Origin of the sequence: Collinsella ihumii (assembly GCF_030385545.1) — a bacterium.
Lineage (GTDB): Bacteria > Actinomycetota > Coriobacteriia > Coriobacteriales > Coriobacteriaceae > Collinsella > Collinsella ihumii.
In genome coordinates this window covers 49976-68893 of the sequence record NZ_JAUEIQ010000011.1, presented here as the reverse complement: position 1 = coordinate 68893, position 18918 = coordinate 49976, and the positions used below count along the sequence as shown (strand labels likewise).

The 18918-nt window shown below is 63.0% G+C and carries 20 protein-coding genes; 6 read left to right on the top strand and 14 right to left on the bottom strand.

Annotated elements, in window-relative coordinates; genetic code table 11:
- Nucleotides 1-135: 135 nt before the first annotated feature.
- The 6 genes from QVN30_RS10370 to QVN30_RS10345 all read right to left on the bottom strand — a co-directional run bounded on the left by QVN30_RS10370 (nt 136) and on the right by QVN30_RS10345 (nt 4343).
- A complete protein-coding gene (locus QVN30_RS10370; protein WP_289836293.1) occupies nt 136-1527 on the bottom strand; it encodes an oxaloacetate decarboxylase subunit alpha in 1392 nt (463 codons plus the stop codon).
- A gap of 3 nt (nt 1528-1530) precedes the next feature.
- Nucleotides 1531-2115 (bottom strand): citrate lyase holo-[acyl-carrier protein] synthase, encoded by a 585-nt coding sequence (gene citX, locus QVN30_RS10365; RefSeq protein ID WP_289836292.1) that lies wholly within the window; start codon nt 2113-2115, stop codon nt 1531-1533.
- 99 nt (nt 2116-2214) lie between these two features.
- Nucleotides 2215-2349: an OadG-related small transporter subunit gene (locus tag QVN30_RS10360; protein WP_255375126.1), complete on the bottom strand. Its 135-nt coding sequence runs from the start codon at nt 2347-2349 to the stop codon at nt 2215-2217.
- 16 nt (nt 2350-2365) lie between these two features.
- Nucleotides 2366-3484, bottom strand: coding sequence for a sodium ion-translocating decarboxylase subunit beta (locus QVN30_RS10355; protein WP_289836291.1), 1119 nt, complete (start codon nt 3482-3484; stop codon nt 2366-2368).
- An 87-nt stretch (nt 3485-3571) separates the two neighbouring features.
- Complete coding sequence (locus QVN30_RS10350; RefSeq protein WP_289836290.1) at nt 3572-3985, bottom strand: biotin/lipoyl-containing protein; 414 nt, start codon at nt 3983-3985, stop codon at nt 3572-3574.
- A gap of 13 nt (nt 3986-3998) precedes the next feature.
- Nucleotides 3999-4343 (bottom strand): hypothetical protein, encoded by a 345-nt coding sequence (locus QVN30_RS10345; protein ID WP_273339923.1) that lies wholly within the window; start codon nt 4341-4343, stop codon nt 3999-4001.
- 539 nt (nt 4344-4882) lie between these two features.
- Between QVN30_RS10345 and QVN30_RS10340 the strand changes: the two genes are divergently transcribed.
- The 3 genes from QVN30_RS10340 to QVN30_RS10330 all read left to right on the top strand — a co-directional run bounded on the left by QVN30_RS10340 (nt 4883) and on the right by QVN30_RS10330 (nt 8099).
- Nucleotides 4883-6253 carry a CitMHS family transporter gene (locus QVN30_RS10340; protein ID WP_204540953.1) on the top strand — a complete coding sequence of 457 codons (1371 nt, stop codon included), beginning with the start codon at nt 4883-4885 and terminating at the stop codon, nt 6251-6253.
- Between the two features lie 210 nt (nt 6254-6463).
- Nucleotides 6464-7165 (top strand): GntR family transcriptional regulator, encoded by a 702-nt coding sequence (locus QVN30_RS10335; protein ID WP_289836289.1) that lies wholly within the window; start codon nt 6464-6466, stop codon nt 7163-7165.
- Nucleotides 7152-8099: a triphosphoribosyl-dephospho-CoA synthase gene (locus QVN30_RS10330; protein ID WP_289836288.1), complete on the top strand. Its 948-nt coding sequence runs from the start codon at nt 7152-7154 to the stop codon at nt 8097-8099. Before QVN30_RS10335 ends, QVN30_RS10330 begins: the two co-directional genes overlap by 14 nt.
- Nucleotides 8100-8286: 187 nt before the next feature.
- On the opposite strand, the gene citF is transcribed toward QVN30_RS10330, so the two are convergent.
- From citF to citD (QVN30_RS10305), 5 genes are all read right to left on the bottom strand, one after another.
- The gene (citF, locus tag QVN30_RS10325) at nt 8287-9846 is read right to left on the bottom strand and encodes a citrate lyase subunit alpha (RefSeq protein ID WP_066830523.1); all 1560 of its coding nucleotides are present in this window, start codon (nt 9844-9846) and stop codon (nt 8287-8289) included.
- Between the two features lie 15 nt (nt 9847-9861).
- Entirely contained in the window at nt 9862-10782 is a 921-nt protein-coding gene (locus QVN30_RS10320; RefSeq protein WP_066830526.1) for an aldolase/citrate lyase family protein, read from the bottom strand.
- Nucleotides 10782-11081: a citrate lyase acyl carrier protein gene (citD, locus tag QVN30_RS10315; RefSeq protein WP_066830528.1), complete on the bottom strand. Its 300-nt coding sequence runs from the start codon at nt 11079-11081 to the stop codon at nt 10782-10784. The genes QVN30_RS10320 and citD (QVN30_RS10315) overlap by 1 nt, the downstream gene beginning before the upstream one ends.
- 388 nt (nt 11082-11469) lie before the next feature.
- Nucleotides 11470-12711 carry an aldolase/citrate lyase family protein gene (locus tag QVN30_RS10310; protein WP_289836287.1) on the bottom strand — a complete coding sequence of 414 codons (1242 nt, stop codon included), beginning with the start codon at nt 12709-12711 and terminating at the stop codon, nt 11470-11472.
- Nucleotides 12711-13010: a citrate lyase acyl carrier protein gene (gene citD, locus QVN30_RS10305; protein ID WP_289836286.1), complete on the bottom strand. Its 300-nt coding sequence runs from the start codon at nt 13008-13010 to the stop codon at nt 12711-12713. Before citD (QVN30_RS10305) ends, QVN30_RS10310 begins: the two co-directional genes overlap by 1 nt.
- 369 nt (nt 13011-13379) lie before the next feature.
- Between citD (QVN30_RS10305) and QVN30_RS10300 the strand changes: the two genes are divergently transcribed.
- From QVN30_RS10300 to QVN30_RS10290, 3 genes are all read left to right on the top strand, one after another.
- Nucleotides 13380-14303 (top strand): LysR family transcriptional regulator, encoded by a 924-nt coding sequence (locus QVN30_RS10300; protein WP_079989084.1) that lies wholly within the window; start codon nt 13380-13382, stop codon nt 14301-14303.
- 43 nt (nt 14304-14346) lie between these two features.
- Nucleotides 14347-15390 carry a [citrate (pro-3S)-lyase] ligase gene (gene citC / locus QVN30_RS10295; protein WP_289836285.1) on the top strand — a complete coding sequence of 348 codons (1044 nt, stop codon included), beginning with the start codon at nt 14347-14349 and terminating at the stop codon, nt 15388-15390.
- A 169-nt stretch (nt 15391-15559) separates the two neighbouring features.
- Nucleotides 15560-16633: an AbrB family transcriptional regulator gene (locus QVN30_RS10290; RefSeq protein WP_289836284.1), complete on the top strand. Its 1074-nt coding sequence runs from the start codon at nt 15560-15562 to the stop codon at nt 16631-16633.
- 103 nt (nt 16634-16736) lie between these two features.
- Here the strand turns inward: QVN30_RS10290 and QVN30_RS10285 are convergent, their stop codons facing one another.
- From QVN30_RS10285 to QVN30_RS10275, 3 genes are read right to left on the bottom strand one after another with little or no spacing between them, the layout of a single operon-like run.
- Nucleotides 16737-17444 (bottom strand): cytidylate kinase-like family protein, encoded by a 708-nt coding sequence (locus QVN30_RS10285; protein ID WP_239459428.1) that lies wholly within the window; start codon nt 17442-17444, stop codon nt 16737-16739.
- Between the two features lie 48 nt (nt 17445-17492).
- Complete coding sequence (locus tag QVN30_RS10280) at nt 17493-18140, bottom strand: amino acid ABC transporter permease (RefSeq protein ID WP_087200977.1); 648 nt, start codon at nt 18138-18140, stop codon at nt 17493-17495.
- A 3-nt stretch (nt 18141-18143) separates the two neighbouring features.
- Nucleotides 18144-18896, bottom strand: coding sequence for an amino acid ABC transporter permease (locus QVN30_RS10275; RefSeq protein ID WP_087200975.1), 753 nt, complete (start codon nt 18894-18896; stop codon nt 18144-18146).
- Nucleotides 18897-18918 lie beyond the last annotated feature (22 nt).

Here is an 18918-nt window from a genome sequence, read left to right as displayed (position 1 = left end):
AGACGCCCGGGAACAAAAACGCCTCATAAGCGCACAGGGCGCCCGCCGGCAACAACCGGCGGGCGCCCTTTTTTGGGAAACGTCAATCGCTCGACATAAAAAAGGCGGCACCCGCAGGTGCCGCCCGCTTGCTCCTTAGACCTCGATGGAGACCTCGACCTCCTGAACGGGGACGTCGTAGAACGGGTCCTCGCGGCGGCCGAGGAAGTCGCGCGCCTGATCAGGGAACAGGGCGTAGTCGAGCACGTCCTCCTCCGTCTTGGCGTACTGCTTGATCTCCTCGCGGATGCGCGGCAGCTGCGGCTCGATCAGGTCGGCCGGGCGGCAGGTGATGGGCTCCTCGTCACCGATGATCATCTGCTTGACCTCGGGGTCGATGGGCGCCGGGGACTTGCCGTACTGACCGCGGACGTAGTCCTTGATCTCGTTCGGAACGACCTTGTAGCGCGCGCCGGACACGACGTTCATGAGCGCCTGGGAGCCGACCATCTGGGACAGCGGGGTGACCAGCGGCGGATAGCCCAGGTCGGCACGGACGCGCGGCACCTCGGCGAGCACCTCGTTGTACTTGTCGGACACGCCCAGGTCGGCGAGGTTGGAGATGAGGTTGGACAGCATGCCGCCGGGGACCTTGTACAGCAGCGCCTTGGGCTCGACCTCCATGACCTTGGGGTTGAGCTGGCCGATCTCCTTGAAGTGGGCGCGCACGGGCGCGAAGTGCTTGGCGATGGCCTCGAGCGCGTCCAGGTCGAGACCGGTCTCATAGCCCATGCCCTCCAGCGCGATGGCCATGGACTCGGTGCAGGGCTGGGACGTGCCGCCCGCGAACGCGGAGATGGCGGTGTCGATGATGTCGGCGCCGGCCTTGACGGAGTTCAGCAGCGTCATCTCGGCGATGCCGGCGGTGCAGTGGGTGTGGACCTCGAGCGGCAGGTCCACGGCGGCCTTGATCTCGCCCACGAGCTCGGAGGCGATGCCCGGCTCGAGAACGCCGGCCATGTCCTTGATGCAGATGGTGTCGGCGCCGGCCTTGGCCATCTCCTTGGCGAGGTTCACGAAATACGGTATCGTGTGCACCTCGCTGGTGGTGTAGCAGATCGCGGCCTGGACCTCGCCGCCGGCCTCCTTGGCGGCGCGGATGGAGGTCTGCAGGTTGCGGACGTCGTTCAGGGCGTCGAAGATGCGCAGCACGTCGATGCCGTTCTCGACGGACTTCTTGACGAACTCCTCGACGATGTCGTCGGCGTAGTTGCGGTAACCCAGCAGGTTCTGGCCGCGCAGCAGCATCTGCAGCTTGGCGTTCTTCACGTGAGCGCGGAAGGTGCGCAGGCGCTCCCACGGATCCTCGTTGAGGTAGCGCAGGCACGAGTCGAACGTCGCGCCGCCCCAGACCTCGAGGGCGTAGTAGCCCGCCTTGTCCATCGTCTCCAGAATCGGCAGCATGTCCTCGATGGGCATGCGGGTCGCGATCTGGCTCTGCTGGCCGTCACGCAGGACGGTCTCGGTGAACTTGATCTGCTTGCTCATGATTTAGATATAACCCCCTTGGCTTATGATTTCGGCTATTTTCTCCTGCATCTCAAGCACGGTGTGCGCGCGCGAACGGGCACACGCCTTGGCCTCTCCGTCGCAGATGAGACACCTGCGCGGAGCCAGGCCGATCTCGGTCCTCTGCACCGAGAAGAGCGTATCGCCCGTTCGTCCGAGCACATCGAGGTCGGCGAGACGTCCCAGCGAATGGGTCTCCTCAACGGCCGACACGCGCCGCTTGAGCTCAAGCGGCTCGAGCTCCACGAGCATCATCAGCTCGGGGCCGGACACGCCTCCCAGGCTCGTGCGCTCGCGCACGGCAGCGCCGTCGAGCGCGGCCACGGCCTGATCCACCAGCTCGTCAAAGACGCGCTCGAGCACGTCGGACGTCTTGTGCGGACCGGGGATGGACAGCGTGATGGAAAGCAGCGATTCGCCGTCGCGCGCACCGGCGAGCAGCGCGCGCTGCATCGCGGCGCGGCGCTCGCGCGCATCGAGCATATCGGGAAGCTGGGCCTCGGGACCGCAGAACACGCGGCCCACGAGCGCGGATGCCGTCTGGATCTCGTTCTCGGCGTCGCTCATCTTTCCACCCCCCTCGTATACATCGTGCGCATGCGCGGCGCAAAGAATCGGCGGGCGCGCCTTGTCGCGAAGGACAAGACGCGCCCGGGTGCCTGGTGCTTACTTGTCCTTATCGGCCGGGAACATCTTCATGAGCGCCATGGACACCAGGTAGATGATGATCATGACGACGAAGATGCCGCCCCAACCGAGGGCCAGGATCAACAGGGATTCGCTCAGGATAGCGGTAGTCAACGTAGCTCCCCCTTCCTTACATCAGACCGGGGACGATACCCAAGATCAGACCACCGGCGACGACCGATGCGATCTGGCCGGCCACGTTAGAACCGGCTGCTTGCATGAGGATGAAGTTGCCGGGATCCTCTTCGGTGGCAAGACGCTGGATGACGCGGGAGCTCATGGGGAACGCCGAGATGCCGGACGCGCCGATCATGGGGTTGATCTTCTCCTTGCGGAAGATGTTCAGCACCTTGGCGAACATGATGCCGCCCACGGTGTCCATCACGAAGCCCAGAAGACCGAGGCCCATGATGATGAGCGTGTCGACCTGCAGGAACTCGCCGGCCTGCATGCGCACGGACACGCAGAGGCCCAGCAGGATGGAGATGAGGTTCACGAGCTCGTTTTGCGCGGACTTGGACAGGTTGTCCAGCACGCCGCACTCACGCAGCAGGTTGCCGAACATCAGGAAGCCGACCAGCGGCAGCGAAGCGGGCGCGATCAGGCCAGCGACGATGCAGATGACGACCGGGAAGATGATCTTTGCGGTCTGCGAAACCGAGCCCGGCTTGTAGACCATGCGGATCTGGCGCTCCTTCTTGGTGGTCACGGCCTTGATGGCGATCGGCTGGATGATGGGCACGAGCGCCATGTAGGAGTAGGCCGCCACCATGATGGCGCCGAGGTATTTGGATTGCAGCGAGTTCGCTACGAAAATCGACGTGGGGCCGTCTGCCGCAGCGATGATGCCGGCGGAGGCGGAGTCTGCCAGGTTGAAGCCGAGCAGGCCGGCGACGATGATGACGAAGAAGATGCCGAACTGGGCGGCGGCGCCGAACAGCAGCAAAAACGGGCTTGCCAGAAGCGGACCGAAGTCGATCATGGCGCCGATGCCGATGAACAGCAGCAGCGGGAACAGCTCGGTGTCGATGCCCATGTCGAACAGGATCTGGAACGGGCCGGGTTCTCCGCCGAAAGCGAGCACGCCGGAGTCGGGAATGTTCACCAGGATGGTGCCCAGACCCATCGGCACGAGCAGGGTCGGCTCGTATTCCTTCTTGATGCCCAGGTACATGAGCACGATGCCGACGAGCATCATGACGAGGCGGCCGGGCTCCGCAGCGAGCCCAAGCACGCCCGCAGTAAGCACGTCAACTGCGGTAGACAGAATTTCCAATGGTCAATCCTCCTATAGATACGATGTGCGCGGGAGTTCGCGCACCCAGGTGCTGCCGTCTTAGGCGATGCTGAACAGCTCGTCGCCGGGGTTCACCATGTCGCCCTTGGCGACCGCGATGGACGCGATCTTGCCGTCGGACTCGGCGATGATCTGGTTCTCCATCTTCATGGCCTCGAGCACCATGACGACCGTACCGTTGGAGACGGCGTCGCCCACGTTGAGCTTGATGTCAACGATCTTGCCGGGCATCGGGGCGGTCTGGACCTTGGCGCCGGCGGGAGCGCTGGCGGTCGCGGCGGCGGGCTCGGGAGCGGCGGCAGGAGCCGGGGCAGGGGCCGGAGCGGCTGCAGGTGCGGGAGCAGCCACGGGAGCGGCTACGGCATCAGCGGGAGTGGGGGTCGGCGCGCCGATCTCCTCCATCTCCACCATGTACTGGGTCCCGTCGATCGAGATCTTGAATTTGCGAAGCATGGTCCTCCTCCAATTACTTTTTCTTGTAGACACCCTTGACTACGAACTGGCTGTTTTCCAAAGCGCCGGCGGCAATCGACGAAGCGATGCACGATACGAGCCGGTGCTCGGGGTTCACGACGCTGACGCGGCGTACCACCATCTGGCTGTCGGGGCGATCCCCGGCTGCGATGGCCGTGGCGGCAACGACGACCGGACGATGCTCGGATGCGTCGACCGGCAGGAACGCGGGAACGGGTTCCCACTCCTCCTTGGGCGCCGCAGGCGCGGCGGGCGCCGGCGCGGGCGCTGATGCGGGAGCGGACGACGCCGCGCTGGGTTCGTCGTTTTTGCGCCTCAACCAATCAAAGAAGCCCATATATTCACTTCCCCTCGGTTTTTCCTCGGCAATCAGTGACTGATTACCCATTCAGACGTGCCGTGCCTCATTACAGTACCAACTTTATATGCGCGCTTGTACCGCTGATTGCACTTTCGTTGTTCACAGTGCCCAATACGTGCGCTTTTGTCTCTATCACCCCAAACTACCTCCCGTTTTCAACCACTTCATTCTACGAGCGGGAGCCGGCCTCCCTGCGTTTACCGTGGTTTTTCTCTGCCCTCTCACCGGCGAACGGTAGGGTTGGCGGAGTGAACGGTATCCGCTCTCCAGCTGCGTTTTTGGAGTTTTGCGTCCATGCGCTTTGACCTGCGGAGTTTATATTTATGCAGGTACCGGCTGTTTTTCTGATGTTCCTTCTACCAATCCTCAACAAAGTGCGCACGCAAAAACCGTTAATTTGCTAACGAGCACACGGTACGCGCCGCTGGTTTTTTTGCACGTCGCAGCTGCGTACGCCGTACCTGTATCTGTCGGTCTTAATAGGAAAAGGAAAAGGGAAAGGGAAGGGTGAAGTTATGGTTATAACCATCCTCGGCTGGCTCATGATCGCGGTCTTCATGTTCGTGGTCATGACCAAGAAGCTCTCGCCGTTGGTCTCGCTGTGCACGATCCCGCTGGTGTTCGCGCTCATCATGCTGATCGCCACCGGCAACATCAGCCAGTGGACGCTGCTCGGCGACTGGGTCATGAACGGCCTGGGCACCACCGCGAACACGGGCATCCTGCTTCTGTTCGCCATTCTGTACTTCTCGATCATGCTCGATGCCGGTCTGTTCGACCCCATCACCAAGAAGATGATCCAGTTCGCCAAGGGCGACCCCATGAAGGTCCTCATCGCGACCGCGGTCGTGGCGGCTGCCATCTCCATGAACGGTGACGGCACCACCACCACGCTCGTGTGCTGCGCCGCCTTCCTGCCGATCTACGAGAAGCTCGGCATGAAGAAGATGAACCTCGCCGTCCTGGTCATCCTCCAGAACACGGTCATGAACCTGCTGCCCTGGGGCGGCCCCACGGCCCGCGCCATGGCGGTCACCAACGTCGGCGGCGACATCCTGTCCTACCTCCTGCCCGGCATGATCCTCTCCGTCATCTTCAACATCGTGGTCGTTGCCCGCTACATGGGTAAGAAGGAGCGCGCTCGCCTGGGCGTCAAGGACTTCACGCAGGCTGAGATCGACGAGCTGTGCGCCATCGACGACCCCGAGACCATCGAGCTCCGTCGTCCCCAGAACTGGGCCTTCAACGCCATCATGACCATCGTGCTCATCGCTTGGCTGGTCGCCGGTTCCTTCATCGAGGTCATCTCGCTGCCCAACCAGATGCTGTTCATGCTCGGCACCATCATCGCCCTGCTCGTGAACTACCCCAAGATCAAGGACCAGAACGCTCGTATCGGCGCCAACGGCGGCGACGCGGTGCAGGTCGTCATCCTGATCTTCGGTGCCGGCATCTTCATGGGCCTGTTCCAGGGCGACTCTGAGCTCGGTCTGTCCATGTCCGACGCGGTCGCGCAGTCGCTGATCGCCATCATCCCGCAGCAGCTCGCTGGCTTCTGGGGCCTCATCGTCTGCCTCATCTCCGCGCCCGGCACGTTCTTCATCTCGAACGACGGCTTCTACTTCGGCGTCATGCCCGCCATCGCCGAGGCTGGCTACGCCTACGGCTTCACCGGTCTGCAGATGGCCCTCGCCTCCCTCATGGGCCAGGCCTTCCACCTGCTGTCCCCGCTGACCGCCTTCATCTACCTGCTCCTGCGTCTTACCGGCCAGGATCTGGGCGAGTGGCAGCGCGCCGCGGGCAAGTGGGCCGCGTGCATCTTCGTGATCTTCGTCATCACGATCATGGCCACGGGCGCCATCCCGCTGTACGTCCCGCAGGGCTAATGCCCGCTCGGATCCACGTGTAAATCGGGTCCCTCTTTCCAAAGCCGCGACCATCTCGGTGGTCGCGGCTTTCTTTATATCGCGCCGCCGGGCAATCCATTCGTCTGTGGAGCCGTTGTCGCCGGCAACCAGTCCCGTCTCGCACGATTTGCCGTGTTAGTGCGTGTATACTTGTTCAGAAACGATTCGATTGATGCGCAGGAGGTTGGCATGGACACCGAACACTTGATGCTCACCCTGTGCGAGTTTCTCGATCTTTCCAAAAACGCGCCGCTCAAAGACGTGTTGTTCGACGCGTTCAAGCAGGCAATCACCTTAGGGCATATTCCTGCGGGCACCGCCATCAACGAGAAGCAGCTCGCCCAGTCGCTCCACATCAGCCGCACGCCCATCCGCGCCGCACTCGATCAGCTTGCCACCGATCGCCTCGTCGATCGCAAGCCCGGCAGCGGCGTGACGGTACGCGGTATCAGCAAGCACGACGCCGACGAGGTCTACGAGATCCGCGTCGTCCTCGAGATTCTTGCCACCACCAAGGCTGCGCGCAACATGAACGAAGACGACTTCGAAGATCTGCGCCGCCTGCTCGAGAAGGGGCAGCGTCTGAACGCGGCCAACGACGTGGAGGGCGTCGTGCACAACTGGGATGAATTCAACCAGTTCATCTTCAAGAAAGCCGACAGCCCGCGCCTGCAGAGCATCATCGAGCCGCTTCAGGCCTACACCCGCTATTTCCGCAATGTCTCCGCCCGCCCCGAGGTGCGCCGCAACGAGGCCATGCAGGAGCATTGGGGCATCTACCTCGCCATGCGGTTCGGCCCTGAAAAGAAGATCGAGCAGGTCGTTCGCACCCACCTGAAGAACTCCTACGGTGTGGTCAACGAAGAAATGATGGACTGTGGCATCAGATAACAACGTGAACGCGCGGGCCTGCGGGCTCGCGCGCCTTGCCGAGGCCTCCCTTGTCGCCGAGGCCCGACTGACCCCGAAGCCCGGCCTGGTGGACTGTGCGACCACCGGTGCCCATACCGACATGGACCTTTCGACGTTCATGGCGAGCGCCCGTGCCTTGGGGCCGCTTTTTGCCGAATACGTTGCCGCCGGAGCCGAGCTAGGCCCCTCCGACCCCGCCGCGCTCGCCGACGCCGTGCGCCGTATCGGCGTCCGCGCCGAGGCGGCGATGTTTGCCGCGACGGATGGCGTCAACACGCACAAGGGCGCCAACTTCACCTTCGCGCTCGTGCTCGGCACCGTCGGCGCGCTCGGTGTTGATATGCCTGCGGACGGCATATCCGCGCTCGATGAGAACGGTGCGCAGGAGGTACTCGACCTCGTCTCCCGCATGGGGGCGGGGCTGCTCGACCATGACGTGCGCGCGCTTCACGAACGCGTCTCGGCATCCGAGGGGTCCGTCGAGCTCTCCCATGGCGAGGCGCTGCTGCTCGCCCGCGGCATGCAGGGCGTGCGCGGCGAGGCGGCCCAAGGGTACCCCCAGCTCGCGCAGACGCTGCTCCCCTACCTCCGCTCGCAACGATCCGACCGGCATGCGCCGGGAAGCGCGCGTATCGTGCTGCTCCGCGCGCTCGTGAAGCTCATGGCGGAACTCGAGGACACCAACGTGGTCCATCGCGGCGGCCCCGATGCGCTCGTGTCGCACCGCGCGTTCTGCCGCGCGCTCGATGAGCGGGACGTGTCGGATGACGAGCTGATCCGCACGCTTGCCGCCTACGATCGCGAGCTCATTCGCACGAACGTGAGCCCCGGCGGAGCCGCAGACCTGCTGTCGCTCGGCATCTTCTTCGCGCTGCTTGAAGGCCTTTTCACGCTCGACGATATCTCATATTAGACAGGCGGACGGGTTGTTTGGGGACGGGTTCGTTCCAACCCATGGCGGCGCAGCGCGCCGCCATGGGTTGGAACGAACCCGTCCCCAAACAACCCGTCCCCTCCCCAAAAAGAACCGGGCCCCCGGCAGCAGGTGCTGTCGGGGGCCCGGCGCATATGCGCGGAAAAGCTGTCGCTACCAGGAAGCGTTACTCAAAGGTGTAGGGCTTGATCTGGCGGATGACGTCGAGGATGGTGCCGTCGCGCGCCTCGACGATGGCGACGACCTTGTCCTCCCACTGCAGCGGGTCGGGCTCGCCCACGATGGAGTAGGCCTTCTCCTGCAGTTCCTCGATCGAGACGTGCGGGATGCCCGCGGCGTCCATGCAATCGATGATGTCCTGGCGCGCCGGGTTGACGGCGGTGCCGTAGTCGGTCACGACGACGTCGACGCACTCGCCGGGGGTCGTCACCGTGGTGACGTCCTTGCAGATGGTCGGCATGCGGCCGCGCACGAGCGGGGTCACGATGATGCAGCACTTGGAGCCTGCGGCGGTGTCGGGGTGACCGCCGGGCGCGCCGCGGACCACGCCGTCGGAGCCGGTGATGACGTTGACGTTGAACTTGGTGTCGACCTCGAGGGCCGCGAGGATCATGTAGTCAAGGTAGTTGACGTAGGCGCCCTTGTTCGCGGGGTTCGCATAGTCGCTCACGGTCATCTCGACGTGATCGGGGCAATCGTGCAGGTGCGCGATGGCCTTGGTGTCGAAGTCCTGCGTGTCGACGATCTTGCGCACGTAGCCGCGATCCTGCAGGTCGCACATGTTGCCGGTGATGCCGCCGAAGGCGACGCCCATCTTGATCTCCTTGGCGTCCATGCGCTCCTCGAGGAAGCGGGTCACGGCAAGGGACGGGCCGCCGGCGCCGGTCTGATAGGAGAAGCCGTCGACGAACCACGGGGTGGCCGCGATGATGTCGGCAGCGCGCTCGGCCATCATGAGGTCGCGCGGATCCTGGGTGACGCGGGCCTCCTTGGTGCCGATGCGCTTGGGGTCGCCGATCTCGTCGACCACGACGACGCAGTCAACGTCCTCGCACTTGATGGACGCGGGCACGTTCGGGAAGGGAGCCAGCGTATCGGTCAGCACGACGACGCGGTCGGCGTACTTGGAATCGGGGATGGCGTAACCCATGGAACCGCAGTTGTTCTTGCCGCCGTTACCGCTGGCGTTACCGACCTTGTCGCACGACGCGGCAGCGAGGAACGCGATGTCGACGTGCAGCTCGCCGGCCATGAGGGCGCGGGGACGACCGCCGTGGGAGCGGATGATCGCCGGCTCCTTCAGCTTGCCAGCGGAGATGACATCACCGATGCGACCGCGGACGCCGGAGGCCTGGACCTGGACGATGATGCCCTGCTCGATGTAGTCGGCGAGCAGGTTGTGGGCGTCACCGAGGGAGGTGGCGGCCACGCGCAGGTCCTTGATGCCCATCTCCTCGACGAGGACCTTGCACACCATGGAGGCGGTGTAGTCGCCGTTGCGGAACGCATGGTGGAACGAAATGGTCATACCGTCGTGGGCGCCGCACTTCTCGCACGCCTCGCGGATGCTCGCGCACAGCTTGTCGGCGACGGGCTTCTCGTTCATGACGGTCGTCGGCGCGTCGCGCTTCAGGATCTGGCCGTCCTTGGCGAAGCGGCCCTGATAGACTTCCTTGCCGTCGACGAGCAGGTAGTCGGGGATATCCCTTCCGACTGCATTAATCATATCTTGGCTCCTCTCTTACAGATCGCCGTGGTAGACGCCGCACTTCTTGGCGAGCTCGATGATGCGCTCCGCCTCCTTGAAGAACGGAGGATCGACCATCTTGCCGTCGACGACGTACACGCCAACACCGGCGTCTGCCTGCTCGCGGCAGCTGCGCACGATCTTCTCGGAATGAGCGATCTGCTTCTGGGTGGGCGCCAGGCGCTCGTGGACATATGCGATCTGCTTGGGGTTGATCAGCGACTTGCCGTCGAAGCCCATGCGGACGATGAGATCGACCTCGCGGCGGAAGCCTTCCTCGTCGTCCAGGTTGGGATACATGGTGTCGAGGCACTGAACGCCGGCAGCGCGGGCGGCGAGCAGCATCATGGAGCGAGCGGTGTTGATCTCGATGCCGTCGGGCTCGATCTGCACGCGCATCGAGGTGCGGAAGTCGCCGCCGGAGATGGCGCAGCCGAGCATGCGGTCGCTCGCGGTGCAGATCTCGTAGGCGTTCATGATGCCCAGCGGGCTCTCGAGCGCAGCCATGAGCAGCGTGCGGCCGACCTCGACGCCGAACTCCTTCTCGGCAGCCTCGACGGCGGCCTCGACCTCTTTGACCTGCTCAGCGCTCTCGCACTTCGGGATACGGATACCGTCGGCACCGCCGGCGACGCACACGCGCACGTCCTCCTGCCAGTACTCGGTGTCCGTGCCGTTGATGCGGACGATGACCTCGGTGTCGCCGTAGTCGATCGTGGTCAGCGCGTGATACAGCGAGAAGCGGGCGGCGTCCTTCTGGTTGACGGCGACCGCGTCCTCGAGGTCGAGCATGATGGAGTCGCAGCCGTAAATATAAGCATCCTTGATGAGGCCCGGGCGCTGCGCGTTCATGAACATCATGGTGCGGCGCAGACGGTCCTTGTTCGGACGCGGACGGGTGATCTTGCCTGCCATTACTGGATGACACCTCCCCAGGGGATGTTGACCATGGACGCGTCGCAGCTGCGGAACACCGCGCACTCGACGCGGGCCTTGAGCGTGCAGTCAAGCGCGCCCTTGTCCACGACGGAGACCAGACCGGTCTCGACGCCGAGGCGGCCCAGGGTCTCCTCGACCGTGGCCTTGATCTGGCGACCGTACTGGTTGATGACGCTGCTCTCGATGACAACCTCGAGCTTGTCTGCAGGCGACACGGTCACTTGGGCGTCGCTCGACTCGAGCGTGCCGGCCATTGCGGTCTTCTCGATAACCATTCGCACTCCCTTCCGTTGCTCCCGTCATGCGTCGGGGCGAGCAGCTTCGACGCATGACGGATTCATGTGCTTTGCACGTCGCGACCATCATAGAAGAATCAGCCATAACTTTTTGGGTCATGATAGCTTGGAATTGAGTCGTATAAGGAATAATTAAGAAAAGCGGTGTTCCTCAGATGTTTTTTGACCGCTCAGCGTATCTCAGCATCCGCTTGCTTGTTTTTCTGATGTCTCTCAGTCAGGCATTCCATTTTGTAATGTTTTTTCATGAGTATTGAGAATGTTTGAGCCAAGCACCTAATGCCCGCAGAAAGGACCGGGCCCCCGGCAGCAGGTGCTGTCGGGGGCCCGGTGCGCATGCTCGGAAAACCGTCGCCGTCAGGGGACGCTACTCGAAGTCGTACGGCTTGATCTGGCGGATGACGTCGAGGATGGTGTCGTCGCGCGCCTCGACGATGGCGACGACCTTATCCTCCCACTGCAGCGGGTCGGGCTCGCCCACGATGGAGTAGGCCTTCTCCTGCAGGCTCTCAATGCTGACATGCGGGATGCCGGCCGCATCCAGGCACTCGATGATATCAGTGCGGGCGGGGTTCACCGCGGTGCCGTAGTCGGTCACGAGCACGTCGACGCACTCGCCCGGCGTGGTGACGGTGGTGACGTCCTTGCACACAACGGGCATGCGGCCGCGCACGAGCGGTGTCACGATGATGCAGCACTTCGAGGTTGCCGCGGTATCGGGGTGACCGCCGGGAGCGCCGCGGACCACGCCATCGGAGCCGGTAACGACATTGACGTTGAACTTGGTGTCGATCTCGAGAGCGGAAAGCACCATGTAGTCCAGATAGTTCACGAACGAGCCCTTGGATCCGGGGTTCGCGTACTCGCTCTGACTCATCTCCACATGGTTCGGGTTGTTCGCAAGGTGATTGATTGCGGTCTGATCGAAATCCTGCACATCGATGATTTTGCCAACAAGTCCCTTGTCCAACAGATTGCAGATAGCACCGGACGCGCCACCCAGAGCGAAGCCCATCTTGATGTTCTCCTCGCGCATGTGATCCTCGAGGAATCGATTCACCGCGAGCGACGGGCCGCCGACACCGGTCTGGAATGAGAAGCCGTTCTTGAAATACGGCAGCGCGGCGATAACGTCGGCAGCATTCTTGGCCATCATGAGCTCGCGCGGATCCTGAGTGAAGCGCGCCTCCTTAGAGGCGATGAGCAGGGTGCGGCCGACCTCGACGCCGAACTCGCGCTCCGCGGCCTCGACGGCGGCCTCAACCTGGCGGACCATGTCGGCGCTCTCGCACTTGGCGATGCGGATGCCGTCGGCACCGCCGGCGACGCACACGCGCACGTCCTCCTGCCAGTACTCCGTATCGAGACCGTTGATGCGGACGATGACCTCGGTGTCGCCGTAGTCGATCGTGGTCAACGCGTGGTAGAGGCTGAACCGAGCAGCGTCCTTCTGGTTGACGGCGACCGCGTCCTCGAGGTCGAGGATGATCGAGTCGACACCATAGATATAGGCGTCCTTGATGAGGCCCGGGCGCTGCGCGTTCATGAACATCATGGTGCGGCGCAGACGATCCTTCTTCGGGCGCGGGCGGGTGATCTTGTCTGCCATTATCGAATAGCACCTCCCCAGGGGATATCGGTGAGCGATGCGTCGCAGCTGCGGAACACCGCGCACTCGACGCGGGCCTTGAGCGTGCAGTCCAGCGCACCCTTGTCCACGATGGAGATCAGGCCCTGCTTGATGTCCAGGCGGTCGAGGACATCCTCGACCGTGGCCTTGATCTGGCGACCGTACTGGTTGATGACGCTGCTCTCGATGATGACTTCCAATGTATCGGCGGGCGACACGGTCACTTGAGCGTCGCTCGACTCGAGCGTGCCGGCCATCGCGGTCTTCTCGACAACCATTTGCACTCCCTTCTTCCTATGCTCGGGACGACCCTTGCGGTCCGATTTGCCCTCCCAAGCGCTTCATCGCAATCATAGGAAGTGGTTATCAGTATTAGAAGTTCTTGATTTACCTTGTATTCCATTCCAGTTAGGAATTGTTCTGCTCTCGCCGAGATTTCTCGCGGTGCGCGACCGTTCAGCTCCAAAACCCATCCGCCTGCCTGTTCTTATGCTGTTCTTGCAGCTAACATTCCAAATATGAAACGCGGTCCAGAACGATATTGCATAGAATGCAATCCATGCGTTGCTACCATTTCCATTACGTTGCGGAATCCTATACACCGGTTTCCATGAAGCCGGCGTATAGACATGAAAGGAGGGCCGCCGGTGGACGAAAAGGACTTCGCGCTGCTGCATGTGCTCAAGGAGTGCGGCAACATCACCCATGCCGCCGACCGGCTCTATCTCACGCAGTCGGCCCTTTCCAAACGCATCAAGGCGGTTGAGCGCGAGCTAGGGTGCGAGATCGTCCTGCGCACGCGCAAGGGCGTCCGCTTCACGCCCGCCGGCGAACTGGTGCTCGAGCACACCGCGCAGGCAGCTCGCGAACTCGGTCTTCTGCGCCGCGAGCTCGACGCCGCCCAAGACAAGGTCTGCGGCACGCTGAGCGCGGGCTTCTCGGTCAACTACGCCTTCATCCACCTGTCCGAGCTGCTCACCGAGTATCACCGGCGCTACCCCCAGGTGCAGCTCAACATCGTCACTGGACAGAGCCGCGACCTGCACGGACTGCTGCAGCGCGGCGAGCTCGATGTCGCGGTGCTGCGCGGCGAGTTTCCCTGGGACGGTATGCAGTACCTTCTGTCGCAAGAGCGCATCTGCGCCGTCTGCACGCACGAGAACGAGCATACGCCGCTGTCGGAGCTGACCTATATCAACCACACCACCGACGTGGCGCACACCGCGCTCATGACGCGGTGGCTGCACGAGAACAACCTTGCGCAGACCGCGAATCGAATCAACGTCACCGCCCTCATGACCTGTCAGGAGCTCGTCAAGCAGGGCATCGGCTGGGCGCTGCTCCCCGAAATCGTGCTCGGCGGCTTCGACGGCTGCATTCGTCCGTGCATGTTCTCCAACGGCGAGCCGTTCATCCGGCGTATGTACATCGACTGCCAGAAGGAGGCGGAGCAGCTCCCCCAAGTCCAGGCGCTTGTGGACCTCATCAAGGAGCAGTACGCCCGCGGATCGGGCGCAAGTCCGGTCAACACCGCGATATCGCCCCAAAGCGCCTTGTCTGACCTGCCGTAACGCTCTTTTCGTCCGCCTCCTCCCCCATCCAGAAAGGACCACCATGGAAGACTACACCGTGTCCAAGGTCTGGCCGTCAGACGCCTACACCCTCTCCAAAGTCGACGCCCTCCTCGAACGGGAGGGCATCCAGCGCGACGGCAACCTCGACTACACCTGCGCGATCCAAGATAACGACCTGAACGTCATCGCAACGGGCAGCTGCTTTGGCAACACCCTGCGCTGTCTCGCGGTCGATAGCCGCTATCAGGGCGAGGGCCTCATGAACAAGCTCATCACCCATCTGATCGATGTGCAGTATGAGCGCGGGAACACCCATCTGTTCGTGTATACGAAGGTCTCGTCGGCGAAGTTCTTCTGCGACCTCGGCTTCAAGGAGATCGCCCGCGTCGACGGCATGCTCGTCTTTTTGGAAAACCGCCTCGACGGCTTCGCCTCCTACCTGCGCAACCTCTCCGCGACGCGTCGAGAGGGCACCGCAGGCGCCGTCATCATGAACGCCAACCCCTTTACCCTCGGCCATCAGCATCTGGTCGAAGTCGCCGCCGCGGATGTCGACACGCTCCACCTGTTCGTCGTGAGCGAGGATGCGAGTCTGGTGCCGTTCGCCGTGCGCAAGAAGCTCGTGTGCGACGGCGTCGCCGAAATCGACAACGTCGTGGTGCACGACTCCGGTCCCTACATCATCTCGTCGGCCACCTTCCCGAGCTACTTCCTGAAAGACGACACCGCCGTCAACGAGGGCCATGCGCGCCTCGACATCGCCATCTTCAGCCGCATCGCGCACGAGCTCGGCATCACGCGCCGCTATGTGGGCGAGGAGCCGACCAGCCAGGTCACCGGCGTCTACAACCGCGTCATGCTCGAGGAGCTGCCCCGCGAGGGTATCGAGGTCGTCGTGGTGCCGCGCGTGGGCGTCGACGGCGCCCCCGTCAGCGCCTCGACCGTGCGCCGCGCCCTGCAGACGGGAGACTGGAATCGCGTCCGCGAGCTCGTGCCCGAGACGACCTACAGCTACTTCCGAAGCCCGGAGGCCGCCCCGGTACTCGAGCGCATCCGCGCTGCGGAGAACGTGGTCCACTACTAGGCGAACTTTTGGGCTTTTGGGGACAGTCCCTTTTTGTTCACGACGGCGCAGCCGCGCCGTCGTGAACAAAAAGGGACTGCCCCCAAAAGATCGCCCCCGTCTTGCAGACCAACTCGGGGCATATTAGAATAGTTGACATGTCAAGTATTCTCGAGATTCGCGAGGCCCCGTGGAACTGATTCATATCCTGGCAACCCTGTTCATCGCCGTTGCGGGCTTTTTGGTCGCCCGCCGCATCGGCATACCCGTCCCCGCCATGATCGGCTCCATGCTTGCCGTGGGCATCGTCAGCGCGTTCACCGGCTTCACCGAGATGCCCGCTCCCATCAAGGCGATTTCCCAGGGCATCTCGGGCGCATTCATCGGCCTTTCCATCTCACGGCGCGATGTGCGCAACGTCCCGTACATGATCAAGCCGCTTATCCTGCTGATCACGCTGCTGACCGTCAACACGATTTCTCTCGGCATCGTGTTCCACGTTGTCTTTGGATGGGACCTCATGACGGGCCTGCTCTCCTGCGTCGCGGGAGGCATTGCCGACGTCTCGCTCATCGCCATGGATCTCGATGCGGATGCGAGCACCGTCGCCATCATGCAGACGCTGCGTCTGGCCACCGTGCTCGCCTTTCTGCCCTCATGGGTGCAGTTCATGACGCGCAACATCGACGAGGAGGAGGATTCCGGCCCCTCGCTCGACATGAGCCATGTCGACAACCCGACCGTGCTGGACCGATTCATCAACACGCAGAGGCGCAAGACCGCCTTCACCCTGATTATCGCTCTGACCTGCGGCGCTGTGGGCTATGCGAGCGGAATCCCCGCGGGCTCGCTTGTCTGCTCGCTGATCGTGGTCGCTGCGCTCAACATCTTCACCGATGCCTGCGCGATGCCCATGACCATCAAGCGCATTGCACAGGTGCTCGCCGGCAGTCTCGTGGGCTCATCGGTCACGCCCGAGACCATTTCGCACCTCAACACCATCGTCGGCCCGGTCATCATCATGATGGCAATGTACATGATCGTGAACTTCACGTTTTCGAAGATCGCGACCAAGACCGGCATGCTCGATATGAAAAGCGCCCTGTTCGCCTCATCGCCGGGCGGCGCGAGCGATATGGCGCTCATCGCCGGCGACCTGGGGGCAGACCTGGCCAAGATCGCCGTGCTGCAGATCTGCCGCGTCATCTACGCGTCGGCGCTCATGCCGCAGGTGGCCATCTTGGTCGTGCGCCTCATGGCCTGATTTTGGGGCGAACTTTTGGGGACAGTCCCTTTTTGTTCACGGCGGCGCAGCTGCGCCGCCGTGAACAAAAAGGGACTGTCCCCAAAAGTTCGCCCCTCCCGGACTACATGCGACCGAGCTCGCGCATCTTGAGCTCGTAGGCCGTGGCGATGATCTCGCAGCAGCCCTCCACGCCGAACAGGGCGCGGTTGATGACGAGGTCCTTGCCCTGGCGCAGCTTGCGCTTGCCCGCAGAGTAGCGCTTGTAGAACAGCTCGCGGTTGCGCTGCATCTTCTTGATGAGTTTCACAGCCTTGGCCTCGGTCAGGCCGCGGCGGCGCTGCACGATCTCCACGCGCTCGGAGAGCGGCGCGGTCACGTACACCGTGATGAGGTTCGGGTTGTCGCGCAGGATGTAGTCGGACAGGCGGCCGATGATGATGCACGACTCGCTGGAGCCCACGTCCAAGATGACCTGCTTCAGGTTCTCGAACAGCTTGTCGGCCGTGGTGCGCGAGTCGAAGCGGTCCGGCAGAAACGTCATCATCTCCGCCGCGACCATCTCGTCGTAGGACGCGACCTTGTCGACCACCGTGTCCGAGCGGCGGGCGGCGCGGATGAGCAGCTCGTTGTCGTACAGCGGGATGCCGAGGCGCTCCTGCAGCGCGATGCCGATCTCGTGCGCATCGGTGCCGTACTCGCGCGCGATGGTGATCACCACGGGGTACTCCGGATCGCTCGTCTCGGTCGGCGCGCCGAGGGCGTCGTTGGCGTACATGTCCTGCGCGTAGAGCTTGGTCACATCCACCGATTTCTTGTTCGCAAGTGCCATGGGAGGCCGTCCAATCTGCCGGAGGCGTGCGCCCCGGCGGCTCGTTCGCTACGCGGCGACCACGCGACGCTGGTAGGCGCGCACGATCAGCGAGATGCCGAAGTTCAAGATGAAGTATAGCGCGAACACGAAACCGTACACGAGCAGCACCTGGTCGAGGTTGGTCGTGTAGCCCATGACCACCTTGGACTGGAACATGAACTCGGCCACGTTGATGCCGGCCAGGTACGAGGAGTCCTTGATGACCGTCGTGCACTGGCTGAACAGCGCGGGGATAATCGTCTTGAACGTCTGCGGCAGGATGATGAGGCGCATGCTCGCAAAGAAGCCGAAGCCCTGGGAGCGCGCCGCCTCGAACTGGCTCTTGGGGATGGAGTTCAGGCCGCCGCGGATTATCTCGGCCATGACCGCCGACGTGAAGATCGTGAAGGCGAGCACCGAGATGAAGATGTCATCGCCCTTGACCGTGAAGTAGATGAACAGGATCCACAGCAGGTTCGGCGTGCAGCGGAACAGCTCGATGTAGGCGCTCACGAGCCACTTGAAGATGGCGAGCTTGCCCGTGCAGAACTGCTTGGCGAGCGCGAGCACCGTGCCCAAGATGACCGAGAAGATGATGGCGAGAACCGAGATCTCGATGGTCCTCACGAAGCCCATCAGCATGAACGTGACGTTGGCTTGGGTAAAGATCTCCATGCGCTACGCCTCCTTCGCGGGCTCGGGGGCAGGGGTGATGCCCGGGATGTTCTTGGCGCGCGGACGGCGCTTGGAGCGGCGCTCCAGGAACTGGACGAGCAACGCCAGCGGGAAGCAGATGAGGAAGTACAGCACGCAGGCCATGATGTAACCCTGCAGGTAGCCGTAGGTCGACACGAAGTTGTCCGCGTTGTACATGAGGTCGCCGCCGGCGATGAGCGCGAGCACCGAGGTGTTCTTGACCAGGTTCAGCGCCTGGTTGCACAGCGGGGGCAGGATGACCTTGAACGTCTGCGGCAGGATGATGTAGGCGTAGGCCTGCGGGCGGGTGAAGCCCTGCGACAGCGCCGCCTCCATCTGGCCGCGCGGCACCGACTCGATGCCCGTGCGGATGACCTCGGAGATGTAGGCCGCGTGATAGAGGCCCACGCCGAGCGCGCCGATGGCGAAGGCCGACAGGCGGACCGGCGAGTCGGCGCCGGTGATGGCCTGCAGCAGCCTCGGGCCGGCCATGTAGTAGAAGAACACCTGCACCGGCAGCGGGGTGTTCTGGAAGAACTCGACGTAGATGCGGCTGATGGCGCGCAGCACACGCGAGTGCGTCGTCGAGAAGACGCCCAGGACGGAGCCGAGCAGAAGCGAGATCAGCAAGCCGGCGACAACGACCTGCAGCGTGAAGGCGAAGCCCTCCCACAGCGCAGGCATCTCCGCCAACGTGATCTCCCAACGCTTGGCGTCTAGCAGACCCTCGAGCATATCTCTCCTTTCCAATCTGTCT